Genomic DNA, 13,889 nt, shown 5'->3' on the forward strand with positions numbered 1-13,889 from the left:
GCCATCAAGCGTTATTTTTTGGTATCGAGTTTTTCAGCGATACGTGCAGCTTTACCTTCAAGACCACGCAGGTAGTAAAGTTTGGCGCGACGGACATCACCACGACGCTTGACGGTAATGGAAGCAACCAGCGGGCTGTGCGTTTGGAAAACGCGCTCTACGCCTTCACCGTGTGAGATTTTGCGTACCGTGAAGGATGAACCCAGACCACGATTACGTTTGGCGATGCAGACGCCTTCAAAGGCCTGCAGACGTTCGCGGTTGCCTTCGATAACTTTAACTTGCACGACCAAAGTATCGCCCGGGTTGAATTGTGGCAGGTCCTGCTTGAATTGTGCTTGTTCCAAGATGTCAATGATGTTGCTCATGACGGCTCTCCAAATTGCTGTTCGGTTAAAAATTCGTTGAGTAATTTTTGCTGCGCGTCGCTGAGATCAAGTTGACAAAAGATGTCGGGACGGTGCAAAAAAGTTCTGCCCAACGCCTGTTTCAGGCGCCACCGTTCGATAAGCGCATGATTGCCGCTGAGCAGAATTTCAGGGGCGCGAATTGTAGCAGTATTTTCCGGGCGCGTATAGTGCGGATGGTCAAGCAGTTTTTGCTGAAAAGAGTCTTCCAGCGCGGATTGTTCGTCGCCCAAAACACCGGGGACAAGACGCAGAACGGCATCAATGACGATAGCGGCTGCAATTTCCCCGCCGGAGAGGACAAAGTCACCGATAGAGATCTCCGCATCTATGTATTCATCAATGAAGCGCTGATCAATGCCTTCGTAACGTCCGCACCACAGGGCGAGGTGCGGCTTGCGCGCAAGTTCTGCGGCAAGCGTATGGTTGAAGGTGCTGCCCTGCGGGCTGAGATAGATATGCAGCGGTTTATCACCACCCGCATTGATAGCTTGAGCGATACGCGCCAGCGGTTCGTATTGCATGACCATGCCGGGACCACCACCGAAAGGACGGTCATCAACGCGCTGATGGCGATCATCACTGTATTCACGCGGGTTCCAGTAATGCAGGGTTGCCGGAGGATCCTCTTTTTTCTGCAAGGCACGACCGACAACACCTTGGTTGAACCAGTGGCGAACAAGCTCAGGAAAGATACTGACGATATCAATATGCACGGTTTTAACGGTCGTCTTCGGTCACTTGCGACCATTGTGGTTCCCAATCCACTTGCATCACGCCGCTTGCCAGATCGATATTCTCGATATAGTGCGGACGGATGAAGGGAATCAGAATTTCCTCGTTTGTATCATCAGCACGAACAGCCACTACGTCATTCGAGCCGGTTTCGAAGAGCTCAGCGACCCGACCAAGGGTGATACCCTGGCGGTTTTCCACCCGCAGTCCAATAAGGTCTGCCCAGTAGTATTCACCGTTACGTGTGGGCGGAAGTTGCTCGCGTCGGATGCTCAAGGTATAGCCGCTAAGTGTCATGGCCTGATCGCGGTCATTGATACCGTGGAAGGCAGCGATCAATCCTTTCCCTGTCGCCTGCCCGCGCAATAGTTGCAGTTGCAGTTCGGGTCGGCCTTCACTACGGGCAATGAATTGACAGTACTGAAAAAGCGATTCGCGGGGGCGACAGTCCGAATAGACTTTCACCTGCCCGCGAATACCATGCACACCGACTATCCGCCCGACGATGATGTCTGCGGTGTCGTGCGACACAAATCAGGCCTGTTGCTTGAATTGCTTGACCAAAGATTTCACCCGGTCGCTGGCTTGACCACCAACACCAACCCAGTGCTCGTAACGTTCCATATTGATATTGAGCGGCACTTCCTGACCTTTGGCGATCGGGTTGAAGAAACCGAGGCGTTCGATGAAGCGCCCGTCACGTGCGTTACGGCTGTTAGTGGCAACGATGTGATAGAAGGGACGTTTTTTTGAACCGCCACGGGCGAGTCGAATTGCTAACATGTTTTTCCTCTTGTTAAGGGGGTTATAAAAAGAGGGCATATTTTACGGATTTACCTGCAAAAAGGAAGTGAAAAAACCCCGCTGAGAAAGTCACAGGCAAGAAAAAGGCACCTTACGGTGCCTTTTTCTATAAGAACTATACGTTCAGCAGCTGCTTACTTGTATTGTTTGCCACGGAAAGTGCGGTTGATTTTTTCGCTGTTTTCTTGGGCTTGTTGACGTGCAATCATCGCATTTTCGTTAGCTTGCATAGCGATAGATTTAACTTCGGCGATATCGGCACGCAGAGCAGCGATTTCAGATGCATGAGCATCTTCTTTCGGTTGGCTGGCGCAACCAGCAGCGATCATGACAATGGCGGCCATAGAAGCGATTTTCAAAGATTTCATATATGAACTCCTAAAAGTTGTTAACGTCAAAAATGACGGCGTTAATATACACAATCTTTAACAATCCTTACAAACCTTAACCGTTAAAAATTTTTTAACATCCGGGTGCACCAATTCGCCAACATCACCGCCAAGGCGCGCCGTTTCACGAATCAAGCTGGAGGACACAAAACTATAACGGTCGGCGGTAATCAAAAAAACCGTCTCGACGCCAGGCAAGAGATGGCGATTCATACCCGACAATTGGTGCTCGTATTCATAATCGGCGACGCTGCGAATACCGCGAATAATGAGAGAAGCCCTGTATTGCCGGCAGGCATTCACCAGCAATCCATCAAATGCGACCGGTATTACCTCACCATTCCCATGCAAATCGGCGCAGACAGTGCGCATCAAATCCAGCCGCTCCTCCAGCGAAAACAGCGACTGCTTGTGGTGTCCACGAGCGACAGCGACATAGAGCCGGTCACACAACGTCCCCGCACGGCGGATGATGTCTTCATGTCCACGCGTCACAGGATCGAATGTCCCTGGATAAATTCCGATCCGCATCATTCTGCCGCCTCACGCTGTAGCAGGCCGAAATAGACACGTCCTGCCCTGCCCTGTTTGTGCCAGCCCCAACCGGCAGGCAACGGCAGATCCCCATGCTTAAACGGTATTTCCACATACACCTTGCCATGCGGCTTCAGCCAACCGTCATGCAAAAAATGGGAGAGCGCCTGTTCGTGCACGCCGTCGGCAAACGGCGGATCAAGGAAAATCACGTCATAACGCGTACTCGGGGCAAGACGCAGTGCATCACCCTGCTGTACGCGGGCATGCGGCTCCTGCCATTCGGTCAGCAACGCACGCAGGCGGGCTACCACATCCGCCTCACGTTCGACGAATAACACGCTCGCCGCACCACGCGATAACGCTTCTAGTCCCAACGCTCCGCTGCCGGCGAAGGCATCAAGTACATAGGCACCGCCGATTTCCCACTGTAACCAGTTAAAGACCGTCTCACGCACGCGATCCGGCGTCGGTCGCAGTCCCTCACGCTCCGGCACGGCAATCCGCCGCCCGCGATGTTTGCCGCCGATAATGCGGATCTTGCTTTCCACCACCTTCATGGCTCCTCCTGTATAGAAAAACGATCGCCCAAAACCATCAAAACGCGCTCATCATACGCTTTACGCGGCTATGGCGGTTTGAGCGATTGGTCGTGTCCGTTCTCTCCTGATGAGAGCAAGCGATATTTACCAGACGCCACTCCGCTCCGCATACCAAGGCCGCTACATCATAGCGATCGCTTGGAACTGCGACTGACGCAGCTACACAGTGCCTTTATCATCGCCTGAGCGTCTGAACGGACACAAAAAACCCGGCACAAGGCCGGGTTTTTATTGCCGTAGTCAGTTGGTTTATGACTGGCTGGCGGTGCTGGCTGCGGCAGCAGGCGTTTCGGCTTTACCAGCCGGGCTGTCGCCACCTTCGCGGTGCAGCAGGCCTTTGACGATTTGTACGCCGAAGGCTACTGCGCCGAGGATGAAGACCACGTCGCCGACGGTGCGGAACCAACGCAGCGTGTGGATGATTGGGTTCTGTTCGACGAATTCCGCACTGCGCGCCCACCACAGACCTTCGTTGATGGTGGCGTTCGCCTGGATGATGCCGATCGGCAGCAGGCTGGTGAAGAGCATCAGCACGAGGCCGAGGTTCATGGCCCAGAAGGCGGTGAACATCAGTTTTTCGTTCCACTTCATGGTCGGGCGAATGTAGCGCAGTACCATCAGGGTGAAGCCGAGAGCAAGGAAACCATAGACACCGAAGAGAGCGGCGTGACCGTGGTTCGGCGTAGTATTCAGCCCTTGCAGGTAGTAGAGCGAGATCGGCGGGTTAATGAGGAAGCCGAAAACGCCCGCGCCGAGCATGTTCCAGAAGGAGACAGCGATGAAGAAGGTCAGCGGCCAACGCATCGGTTTCATCCAGTCGGCTTTGTGCTGCGCCGTCCAGTTATCAAAGGCTTCGTAGCCCAAGAGGACAAGCGGTACGACTTCCAGCGCCGAGAAGAGCGCGCCCACCGCCATGATCGGCGTGGTGGTGCCGGCGAAGTAGATATGGTGGAAGGTACCGGGGATACCGCCGATGAGGAACATCATCGCGGCAAGCAGCGCGGCAGCGGTGGCGGCACGTTTGCTGACCATGCCGAGGTTGTAGAAGATGAAGCCGACGGCACTGGTTGCAAAGACTTCAAAGAAGCCTTCTACCCAGAGGTGCACCACCCACCAGCGCCAGTATTCCATGACGGAGATGTGGGTGTGTTCGCCGTAGAACAGCGCCGGAGCATAGAAAAGGCCGATAGCAGCGGCGGCGAGAGTAAAGAGGATGAGCAAGCTCTTGTCGCCAGGCATTTTGAGCGCCGCCCAAATGCCGCGCAGCATGAGGACGAGCCAGAAGACAAGTCCGGCAAAGAGGGCGATCTGCCAAACGCGGCCGATTTCCACGAATTCGTAGCCCTGATGACCGAACCAGAAGTTCAGTTTTTCGTTCATCCAGCCTTTCAGCGCCACGAACTGGCCGAGGAAGGAGCCGGCGACGACGACGATGAGCGCCCAGAAAAGGAGATCAACGCCGAGTTTCTGGAATTTCGGATCTTTGCCACCGTTGATGATGGGCACGAGGAAGAGGCCGCCTGCGAGGAAACCGGTCGCGATCCAGAAGATAGCGGCCTGGATATGCCAGGTGCGGGTCAGGCTGTATGGCAACCAGTCAGCGACCGGGATGCCGTAGAAGTCTTGTCCTTCGACGGTATAGTGCGCAGTGAAACCGCCGAGCATGACTTGCACGAAGAAAAGGGCGGCAACGATGAGCAGGTATTTGCCCAGCGCTTTTTGCGATGGGGTGAGGTTGACGAGGGTCAGCGGATCGCGACTGGGGATAGCCACTTCTTCGTGTTCGTGGTGGGTGAAGAAGGCCCAGATCCAGATGACGCAGCCGATACCGAAGATGAGGGTGACAACGGAGATAATGGACCAGATGACGTTCTCGGCGGTTGGCTGGTTACCGATCAGCGGTTCATGCGGCCAGTTGTTGGTGTAGGTCACATTCTGGTCGGGGCGGTTGGTGGAAGCAGCCCAGGCTGACCAGAAGAAGAAGGCGTTGAGCTTGGCGCGACTTTCCGCTTTCGGCAGAGTATTTTCTTTCATCGCGTAGGCTTCACGCAGTTTGTGCAGGGACGGATCGTCGCTGAACAGCTTGTCGTAGTAGGCGGAGACCGCTTCGACGGAACGCACACGGTCGGCAGAAAGGGTGACTTTGCCGGTTGTTTTGTCGTAGGTATTTTTGCGGAAGGCCTGCTGTGCGTCATAGTGCAGGGTGGCCTGATCGCGTTCAGAGAGTTCGGCGTATGGCTTGCCGTATTCACGCTGCGCCTGCTGGTCGAGCCAACCGAGCACTTCGCGGTGAATCCAGTCGGCTGTCCAGTCCGGAGCTTGATAGGCGCCGTGTCCCCAGACAGTACCGACGGACATACCGCCGATGGATTGCCAGGCAGATTGACCGGCCATGATGTCGGCTTCGGTAAACAGCACTTTGCCGTTTTCATCAACAAACTCCGCCGGGATGGGCGGGCGCTCGTTATAAACTTCTTTGCCGAAGTAACCGAGCAGGATGAACGAGCCGATCGTAATCAGACCGAGCACAATCCACATTCGTTTGAATTCTTTCATATTTTTACCTCTTGTTGAATGGTGCATACGGCGGATGCCGTAATGAAGGCATTTTCACAAAGGGGTAATGCGGCGTCCCTTGATAAAGGTCAGGGTTAATAGGAAATTTTTAGGATTTTTCTATTTTTAAATGATAATTCCAATCATTGATGAGTGATGTGCGTCTGCCCTTTCCGCTTGCGGTAAGAGGTATAGTCGTTTTACATACGAATGAGACAAGACGGCGAGGCGATGCTTCCTTAATTAAGGAGCCTTGTAGAAACCAAAAAGGCAGACTCACGGTCTGCCTTTTTGGTGATTGTCGCGACTGCGACGTTATTGGCGGATGAGGTAGTCAAATGCCGAGAGCGCTGCTTTTGCTCCTTCGCCCATTGCCACTATGATTTGCTTGTACGGCACGGTGGTCACGTCGCCTGCCGCAAAGATACCCGGCACGTTGGTTTCGCCTTTGGCGTTGATGACGATTTCGCCGAAGCGGGTGCGGTCAACGGCGTCACCGAGGAAGTCGCTGTTCGGCACCAGGCCGATTTGCACGAAGACGCCTTGCAGCGGCAGGTCGTGCACAGCGCCGTCGGTGCGGTCGGTGTAGCGGATGCGGTCTACTTTGCCGCCTTCGGTCGTGATTTCCTGCGCAGCGGCGTTGGTGATGACGCGGATGTTGTCGCGTTTGCCGAGTTGTTCGACCAGCACTTTGTCCGCTTTGAGTTCGGGCATGAATTCCATCAGGGTCACGCTTTTGACGATGCCGGCCAGGTCCAGCGCGGCCTCAACGCCGGAATTGCCGCCACCGATAACGGCGATGTCTTTGTTTTTGAAGAAGGGGCCGTCGCAGTGCGGGCAGAAGGCGACGCCGTTGCCGATGTTTTCTTTTTCACCGGGGATGCCGAGTTCGCGCCATTTCGCGCCGCTTGCCACGATAAGGGTGCGGGTTTCGATGGTCTCGCCGGTGTTGAGGGTGACTTTATGGGTTTTGTCTCCCGTCGCGACGCTTTTCACGCTGAGGTTTTCACGGATGGTGATGGGGTAGGCAGCGAGATGGCTCTGCAGTTTGCCCGCGAGTTCGGGGCCCGTGGTTTTCGGCACCGAGATGAGGTTTTCGATGTCCATGGTGTCTTTGACCTGACCACCGATGCGGTCGGCAACGACGGTGACGCTGAGGCCTTTGCGCGCGGCGTAGATGGCGGCGGATGAGCCTGCCGGACCACCACCGATGACGACCACGTCTTGCAACGGCAGGGCTTGCGCGGGCGCGGCGTTTTGCGCGAGCCCGGGGTGTTGTTCGAGCAGTTTTTCGACAAGGCGGGCCGTGTCGATTTTGCCGTTGGCAAAGCTTTCGCCGTTCAGGTACACGGCGGGCACACCCTGGATGTTGCGCGCTTCGATTTGTTCCTGGAAGAGGCCGCCGTCAATCATTTCACTGCGAATTTGCGGGTTGAGCAGGGCGAACTGGTTGAGGGTCTGCACGACGTCCGGGCAGTTGTGGCAGGAAAGGGAGATGTAGGTGGTGAAGTGCAGCGGCTGCTGGATGCTACGGATGAGCGCCTGGATGCTGTCGTCGAGTTTGAGCGCGCTGCCGCCCGCTTGCAGGATGGCAAGGATGAGCGAGGTAAATTCATGGCCACCGGGGATGCCGGTAAAGATGATGCCGGTATCCGTACCATCGGCGCGCAGGGTGAAGCTGATGGGGGTGGTGAGTGCGGGATCAGCCGCTTCTTCAAGGTGCAGGCGTGGTGAGGTAGAGGCGATTTGCGTGAGGAAGGCTTTGAGTTCGTCGCGTTTTTCGTGTGCGCCGGGCGCGAGGACAAGAGTGATGTCGCGGCTGAGGATGTTCATGTGCTGGCGGACAGCGTCCAGCATGGCTTGGTCAAGTTGCATGGGGTTCCTTTTGTTTGTGGTTTGGGGAAAACCGCGTGGTTATCTCGCTTGGCGGCGCCCCAGATATGGAAACAGCGCCCGCAGGCGCTGTCGTGATCGGGCGGTAGCCGTTAAATTTTGCCGACTAAATCGAGGCTGGGTTTCAGGGTTTCTTGTCCTGCTTCCCAAGCGGCCGGGCAAACTTCGCCGTCGTGCTGGGCAACGTATTGGGCGGCTTTAACTTTGCGCACCATGTCTTTGGCGCTGCGACCAATGCCGTTGTCGTGGATTTCGGCGACTTTGATTTTGCCTTCCGGGTTAACGAGGAAAGTGCCACGGTAGGCGAGGCCTTCTTCTTCAATCATCACGTCGAAGCCGCGCGCGAGGACGCCGGTCGGGTCACCCAGCATCGGGTATTTGATGCCGCTGATGGCCGGGCTGTGATCGTGCCAGGCTTTGTGGGTGAAGTGGGTGTCGCAGGACACGGCATAGACTTCGACGCCGAGCGCTTGCAGTTCGTCGTAGTGTTTGGCCATGTCTTCGAGCTCGGTCGGGCAGACGAAGGTGAAATCCGCCGGGTAGAAGAGGAAGATGGACCACTTGCCTTTGACGCTGTCACTGGTCACGGTTTTGAATTCACCGTTGTGGAAAGCCTGTACGGAAAAATCGGGGATGCTGCGGTTGATAATGGGCATGGAAAACCTCGTATTGTGGAATGATTGAAACCGTCAATTACGGCAACGCGCGCTATTATAAAATCTGCCAAGCATTTGAAAAGACGTGCAGACTGTAATCTTTAACTTTTATTTTCTTTATGTATAATCGCTGAACAATTTGTTTAGGTAAACATCAAATGATAACTCTCCGCCAAATCCAGTTCGCCCTCGCCGTCGCCCGGCACAAACATTTCAAACGTGCCGCCGAAGAATGCAACATCTCCCAATCGGCTCTCTCGCTCGGCATTGCCGAAATGGAAAAGAACCTTGGCGTTATCGTCTTTGAGCGCAATAACAAACAGGTTGTTATCACCCCCATCGGCGAAGAACTGCTGCGCCGCGCCCAAAAAATCTATCTGGACGCGCAACAGCTGGTCGAACAAGCGCACGCCAGCCACGAAACCCTCTACTTCCCGATGGCCATCGGTTTCATCCCGACCATCGCCCCCTTCCTTCTGCCACAGGCCTTGCCCGTCATCCATAAAGCCTATCCCAAATTCGAGCTAAACATCCGCGAAGACGTAAGCGAACGCCTGGTCAGCGCCGTGCACAACGGCATGCTGGATGCCGCCCTCATCGCCCTGCCCTACGACACCCCCGGCCTTAATACCTTTGAAATCGGTAGCGAGCGCTTCTACGTCGTCCTGCACCGCAACCACCCACTCAGCGAACAGGCAAAAATCACCGCCAAACAACTGCGCAACGACAATACCCTGCTCCTTCTCGGCGACGGCCACTGTCTCAAAGACCACATCGTGGAAATCTGCAAATTCCGCAACGAAATCAGCCCGCACAGCTTCCGTGAAGCCAGCCTGAACACCCTTGTGCAAATGGTAGTGAACGACATGGGGCTAACCCTCGTCCCGGAAATGGCGCTACCTTCACTGCGCCCCTTGCCGGACATCCGCACCATCCCGCTGGACGTACCCGCGCCGCACCGCCGCCTTGCCCTCGTCACCCGCCCGAACTACCCGCGCACTGTCGAACTCGAAGCCCTGATGGGCCTCTTCCGCGACGCGCTAAACAATATCCGCGCCTCCATCCCCACCGCATGAAGGCACTGCACTGCCTGGCGGAAGCCTTCACCTGGCTCTTCCGCCCGGGCATCCGCCGCTACATCCTGCTGCCGCTTGTGGTTAACATCATCCTCTTCACCGCCGGCAGCTACGCCGTCTGGCATTACAGCACCACCCTCATCGACCGACTCCTGCCCGACTGGCTGGCGTGGCTGGACTGGCTGCTCTACCCGCTTATCGGCCTCACCCTGCTCATCCTCACCTACGCGACCTTTGCGCTGATGGCAAACCTCATTGCTGCCCCATTCAACAGCCTGCTCGCTGCCGCCGTCGAAAAAACCGAGCGCGGCGAACCGGAACCGCCGGCACAACCGCTGTGGCGCGACATCCTCGCGAGCCTCATACAAGAAATCCACAAAGCGCTGTACTTCCTCGCCCTCGCCGTCCCCACCCTCATCCTCGCCCTCATCCTGCCCCCACTGGCACCCGTGCTCTGGTTTGCCTACGCCGCCTGGTGCGCCGCACTGCAATACCTTGACTACCCGATGGCGAACAACGGTATCTCCTTCCGCGAACAGCGTCGCCGCCTGCGACAACAACGCGGCAACAGCCTTGCCTACGGCAGCGGAGTCAGCCTCATGACCACCGTTCCCCTACTCAACCTCATCGCCATGTCCGTCGGCGTCATCGCCGCTACCCTCTACTGGATGCGCTACCTGCGGCAGGAAAACTGAAACTCACCAAAATACTCCGCATGAACTACCTGCTCATCACTGTCCTTACCCTCAGCTTCATCACCATCCAGGTGCTTATCTGCCACTGCCTTTACATCCTGCCGTTTCGCAGTCCGCGCGAACGCCGTCACTACGCCCTCGCCGCCTTTCCCCTGCTAAACGCCTTCTGGCTGCTTGCCGCCCTCACCAACATCAGCAGACCCCTGATACTCATCCTCTGGATAGCCACACTCTACGGCCTACACTACTGGGCGAAGAAAAAACTCATCCGTTAAGGAGACAACTGAAAGCGGGAAGACGCACCTTGCAAAATCCGCCCCCGCCACCATAACCACAGCGACCCCACTTAACCCAAAGAGACAACCATGACCATCCCCTCCCTGACACGCATCAACGAACTCGCCGCCATCGCCAAAAGCCGCCCCCTGACTGCCGACGAACTTGCCGAACGCGACGTGCTACGGCGCGAATACCTCGCTGCCATTCGCGGCCAGATAGATAACAACCTGCTCGTCACCCGCATCGTTGATAGCGAAGGCAACGACGTCACCCCGCAGAAACTGCGCGCCGCCCAAGCCGCCAAACAAAATCCGCAATGATCCGCCCCGCCCGAGCGGATGAGGCTGCCGCCCTCGCCCCACTCATCCTGCACGTGCTGGAAGCGATGGAGTTGCCCTTCCTCGCCGCCCACGGTATCGAAACCACGCGCAGCCTGCTCACTACCGCTATCCAGGCGGCGGAATACCGCTACGGCTACGCGCGCGCCATTGTCAAAACCATTGATGGCTGCATCGCAGGTGCCGCTTTCGGCTACCCCAGCGAAGTAGAACCACTGGTTGACCTACCTTTCACCACTGCCCTGCGACAGAGCCACCTTGACTCTACGCAGCGCCTCTTCACCGACCCCGAAAGCTACCCCGACGAATGGTATCTGGACACCATCGCCGTCGCCCCCACCTACCGAGGGCGTGGCATTGGTGCCGCACTTCTGGATGCCCTGCCCGCCCAAGCACTCGCCGCCAGCAAACAGCGCATCGGCCTGAACGTGGACGAAGCCAACCCTGCCGCACGCCGCCTCTACCTGCGCCACGGCTACCGACCGGTCGGCAGCCGTATCCTGAGCGGGCACCGCTACGAACACCTACAAAAGCCGCTCCTGCCACAACGTACCCGACAAAAACACTGACCGCCCACTCAAATCCTACATCGCTAAAACTATAGATAGCGTCCCTATCCTCAAACTCGTCAGTTCATCGACTGGGGAGTCATAGAAGAGCAGTTGCATCAGAACAAAAACGAAATCGCTCACACGATGAATGCCCCGCTACCCGCTACTCGCCATGTTCAAGGCCGTGCTTCTTACCCAATAATCTAGTCCTAAGAGCGTGTTCATAGTCTTCGTAGCAGGACTCCCAAGAAAGCCAAAGCTACCATTTGCAGACTGGTACTCAACTTACGCTCGCAGTTTTTCCAAAGCCGTCTGTTCTTTTCCAACCAGGAAAAACTGCGCTCGACTACCCATCGCTTTGGCAATACCGCAAAGCGGTGTAATTCGTTTCGTTTGGCAATCTCTACCTCCGCACCAATCAACTCCTGTACTGACGAAGCAAATGCCTTACCCGTGTAACCACCGTCAGCAAGGATTTTTTGTACCGCCCCAAGATTATCCCGCCCACGTTCCAATGCTAGCAGGCAGCCTTTTCTATCCGTAACATCCGCCGTCGTTACCGCAAGCGCATGCGGCAAACCCTGCGTGTCAACCGCTATATGCCGCTTGATACCGCTAACCTTCTTGCCCGCATCGTAGCCTTTTTCCATGGCGGTATCCGTGTTCTTCACACTCTGCGCATCAATAATCAGGAAAGTGGTTGCTTCATGATGCCCCTGCTTGCGGCGCTCCGCAACTACCTGATTTTTTTAATGCTTCCTCAAGGATGCTGATGCCACTCTCGCGTGGCTCAGTCCATCTCTGGAAGTAGGAATGCACGGTGCGCCATTTGGGGAAATCGCCCGGCAAAGCGCGCCAGGAGCAGCCAGTGCGTTGCAGATAGAGAATGGCACAAAAGACATCGTACAAGTCCACCTGACGTGGCGCTGTGCGTTTACGGGCACTTTCCAGCAGGGGGAGGAGAGGCGCAAATTGCTCGCGACTGATATCGCTTGGGTAGGTTTTTCTGTTCATGCCGATAGTTTACAGCAGAGGCTGAGACAATGAACACGTTCTAAGAATCGCTGTAGCCCTTACGCTGCAAGACTTTACGCGAGGTTAAAACCTTTGAACACAAAAAATGCTTTTTCTGCGGTTCCAAACAGGTCAAGAAAAACGGGCATCGTGACAACGGGAAACAGCAATACCATTGCGGCTCCTGTAAGCGCCAATTCATAGGGGGCCAACGCCTTAATCCCAACACCCTTTGGCAGCGATACAGCGAAGGCAAGCAAAGCGCCGCACAGCTTGCCGCGCAGTACGGATGCAGCATCAAAACGATCCATCGCCACCTCAGCAAAGCCGCTACACAGGGCGAATGCGCGCTGCCACAGGCACCCGTGAACCTCATCATGGACACCACCTATTTCGGCCGAAAATGGGGCGTCATGGTGCTGTATGACGCGATCAGCAAGCGAGCGCTGTCGGTGCTCGAAGTCAAGAACGAGACGATTGAGCGCTACCGACAAGAGGTCGCAGCGCTGCAAGAAAGAGACGTTGTGATACAAAGCATTATCTGCGATGGCAAAAGCGGCTTACTGGGTTCGTTCCTGGATATATAGTCAAAACCCAGAAAAAGGATATCAGTAACCAGGACTTATCTTTGCACTATAAAAAACGCTAAGCGGTAAAAATACTGGGCTGGTTTAGGCTAGGCTTTAGCCTACTGTTTTTTCTCGTTGTTACTATTCCCAAGCGATTCAACTATACCCGTGCAGATGTGCCAATTTCACCAAATAAAAATCATCGTGCGCCACCTGACCAGAAAGCCTAAAAGCCCGGCGGCACAGGCGCTGCGGGCCCTGTCATTGACCCTGACGGAGACTACTCAGGCGGCGTTTGAAGCGGCGCTCAAGCGCTGGTACGAGCAGTACGCCGCCTTCCTGAACGAACGCAGTGTGAACGAGAAAACAGGCCACTCACACTACACGCATAAGCGTCTGCGCGCCGCGTACAACAGCCTGAAACGGCATCTGCCATGGTTGTTTACCTGCGAGCATTTTCCCGACCTAGGTATCCCGAATGCGACCAATTTGCTGGAAGGGAAATTCAGCGAAATGAAGCAGCTTTTGCGGTGTCATCGGGGCTTGAAAAAGGAGAGGAAGTTACGGTTTATAAAAGATTATTTCAGCAAAAAATAGAGGGGAGAGCATGAAATTTGTCCATTAGGGCGCAACGTCTCAAAAAAAGCATGAAATTTGTCCATTACGCCTAGATTGTTATAAATGGCTTTTCCAAAATAAGATTCTTTCTAAACGACGATTTTGTGAAAAACCAGTGTTAATGCACGAATCTGAAAAGCCCCTCTTCCTGTGGGAGAGGATTGGTGTGATAC

Annotated in this window: 19 protein-coding genes; 7 read left to right on the top strand and 12 right to left on the bottom strand. The window is 55.4% G+C overall.

Going from position 1 to position 13,889, the window contains the following annotated elements:
- Positions 1-11: 11 nt before the first annotated feature.
- The 10 genes from rplS to ahpC form a co-directional block, all read right to left on the bottom strand.
- Complete coding sequence (rplS, locus tag LG374_RS03435; RefSeq protein ID WP_225756405.1) at positions 12-368, bottom strand: 50S ribosomal protein L19; 357 nt, start codon at positions 366-368, stop codon at positions 12-14.
- Positions 365-1,123 (bottom strand): tRNA (guanosine(37)-N1)-methyltransferase TrmD, encoded by a 759-nt coding sequence (trmD, locus tag LG374_RS03440; RefSeq protein ID WP_225756406.1) that lies wholly within the window; start codon positions 1,121-1,123, stop codon positions 365-367. The genes rplS and trmD overlap by 4 nt, the downstream gene beginning before the upstream one ends.
- Before the next feature lie 4 nt (positions 1,124-1,127).
- Positions 1,128-1,673, bottom strand: coding sequence for a ribosome maturation factor RimM (gene rimM, locus LG374_RS03445; RefSeq protein WP_225756407.1), 546 nt, complete (start codon positions 1,671-1,673; stop codon positions 1,128-1,130).
- A 3-nt stretch (positions 1,674-1,676) separates the two neighbouring features.
- Entirely contained in the window at positions 1,677-1,925 is a 249-nt protein-coding gene (rpsP, locus tag LG374_RS03450; RefSeq protein ID WP_225756408.1) for a 30S ribosomal protein S16, read from the bottom strand.
- A gap of 155 nt (positions 1,926-2,080) precedes the next feature.
- Entirely contained in the window at positions 2,081-2,314 is a 234-nt protein-coding gene (locus LG374_RS03455) for a hypothetical protein (protein ID WP_115610706.1), read from the bottom strand.
- 57 nt (positions 2,315-2,371) lie between these two features.
- Complete coding sequence (gene coaD, locus LG374_RS03460; RefSeq protein WP_370639327.1) at positions 2,372-2,866, bottom strand: pantetheine-phosphate adenylyltransferase; 495 nt, start codon at positions 2,864-2,866, stop codon at positions 2,372-2,374.
- Complete coding sequence (rsmD, locus tag LG374_RS03465; RefSeq protein WP_225756410.1) at positions 2,866-3,429, bottom strand: 16S rRNA (guanine(966)-N(2))-methyltransferase RsmD; 564 nt, start codon at positions 3,427-3,429, stop codon at positions 2,866-2,868. Before rsmD ends, coaD begins: the two co-directional genes overlap by 1 nt.
- A 291-nt stretch (positions 3,430-3,720) precedes the next feature.
- A complete protein-coding gene (locus tag LG374_RS03470) occupies positions 3,721-6,027 on the bottom strand; it encodes a nitric-oxide reductase large subunit (protein WP_225756411.1) in 2,307 nt (768 codons plus the stop codon).
- Between the two features lie 315 nt (positions 6,028-6,342).
- Positions 6,343-7,902 (bottom strand): alkyl hydroperoxide reductase subunit F, encoded by a 1,560-nt coding sequence (gene ahpF, locus LG374_RS03475; protein ID WP_225756412.1) that lies wholly within the window; start codon positions 7,900-7,902, stop codon positions 6,343-6,345.
- A 110-nt stretch (positions 7,903-8,012) separates the two neighbouring features.
- Positions 8,013-8,576: an alkyl hydroperoxide reductase subunit C gene (gene ahpC / locus LG374_RS03480; RefSeq protein WP_225756413.1), complete on the bottom strand. Its 564-nt coding sequence runs from the start codon at positions 8,574-8,576 to the stop codon at positions 8,013-8,015.
- A 158-nt stretch (positions 8,577-8,734) separates the two neighbouring features.
- Between ahpC and LG374_RS03485 the strand changes: the two genes are divergently transcribed.
- From LG374_RS03485 to LG374_RS03505, 5 genes are all read left to right on the top strand, one after another.
- Positions 8,735-9,652: a hydrogen peroxide-inducible genes activator gene (locus tag LG374_RS03485; RefSeq protein WP_225756414.1), complete on the top strand. Its 918-nt coding sequence runs from the start codon at positions 8,735-8,737 to the stop codon at positions 9,650-9,652.
- Entirely contained in the window at positions 9,649-10,347 is a 699-nt protein-coding gene (gene cysZ / locus LG374_RS03490; RefSeq protein ID WP_225756415.1) for a sulfate transporter CysZ, read from the top strand. Before LG374_RS03485 ends, cysZ begins: the two co-directional genes overlap by 4 nt.
- A gap of 20 nt (positions 10,348-10,367) precedes the next feature.
- On the top strand, positions 10,368-10,622 hold the full coding sequence (locus LG374_RS03495; RefSeq protein ID WP_225756416.1) for a hypothetical protein: 255 nt from the start codon (positions 10,368-10,370) through the stop codon (positions 10,620-10,622).
- Between the two features lie 90 nt (positions 10,623-10,712).
- Positions 10,713-10,946: a DUF896 domain-containing protein gene (locus tag LG374_RS03500; RefSeq protein WP_225756417.1), complete on the top strand. Its 234-nt coding sequence runs from the start codon at positions 10,713-10,715 to the stop codon at positions 10,944-10,946.
- Positions 10,943-11,533: a GNAT family N-acetyltransferase gene (locus LG374_RS03505; RefSeq protein ID WP_225756418.1), complete on the top strand. Its 591-nt coding sequence runs from the start codon at positions 10,943-10,945 to the stop codon at positions 11,531-11,533. The genes LG374_RS03500 and LG374_RS03505 overlap by 4 nt, the downstream gene beginning before the upstream one ends.
- Before the next feature lie 203 nt (positions 11,534-11,736).
- Here the strand turns inward: LG374_RS03505 and LG374_RS03510 are convergent.
- Together LG374_RS03510 and LG374_RS03515 are read right to left on the bottom strand one after the other, a co-directional pair.
- Positions 11,737-12,529, bottom strand: a protein-coding gene (locus LG374_RS03510) for an IS5 family transposase (RefSeq protein WP_225756001.1) whose coding sequence is annotated in 2 segments (ribosomal slippage) — positions 11,737-12,264 and positions 12,266-12,529 — 792 coding nt in all. Because the reading frame shifts where the segments join, the coding sequence is not laid out codon by codon here.
- 74 nt (positions 12,530-12,603) lie between these two features.
- Positions 12,604-12,840: a hypothetical protein gene (locus LG374_RS03515; RefSeq protein ID WP_225756419.1), complete on the bottom strand. Its 237-nt coding sequence runs from the start codon at positions 12,838-12,840 to the stop codon at positions 12,604-12,606.
- 66 nt (positions 12,841-12,906) lie between these two features.
- Between LG374_RS03515 and LG374_RS03520 the strand changes: the two genes are divergently transcribed.
- Together LG374_RS03520 and LG374_RS03525 are read left to right on the top strand one after the other, a co-directional pair.
- Positions 12,907-13,116, top strand: coding sequence for a hypothetical protein (locus LG374_RS03520; protein WP_225756420.1), 210 nt, complete (start codon positions 12,907-12,909; stop codon positions 13,114-13,116).
- A 186-nt stretch (positions 13,117-13,302) separates the two neighbouring features.
- Complete coding sequence (locus tag LG374_RS03525) at positions 13,303-13,695, top strand: hypothetical protein (protein WP_225756421.1); 393 nt, start codon at positions 13,303-13,305, stop codon at positions 13,693-13,695.
- Positions 13,696-13,889 lie beyond the last annotated feature (194 nt).

This window comes from Cardiobacterium sp. Marseille-Q4385 (assembly GCF_916618745.1).
Classification (GTDB): domain Bacteria; phylum Pseudomonadota; class Gammaproteobacteria; order Cardiobacteriales; family Cardiobacteriaceae; genus Cardiobacterium.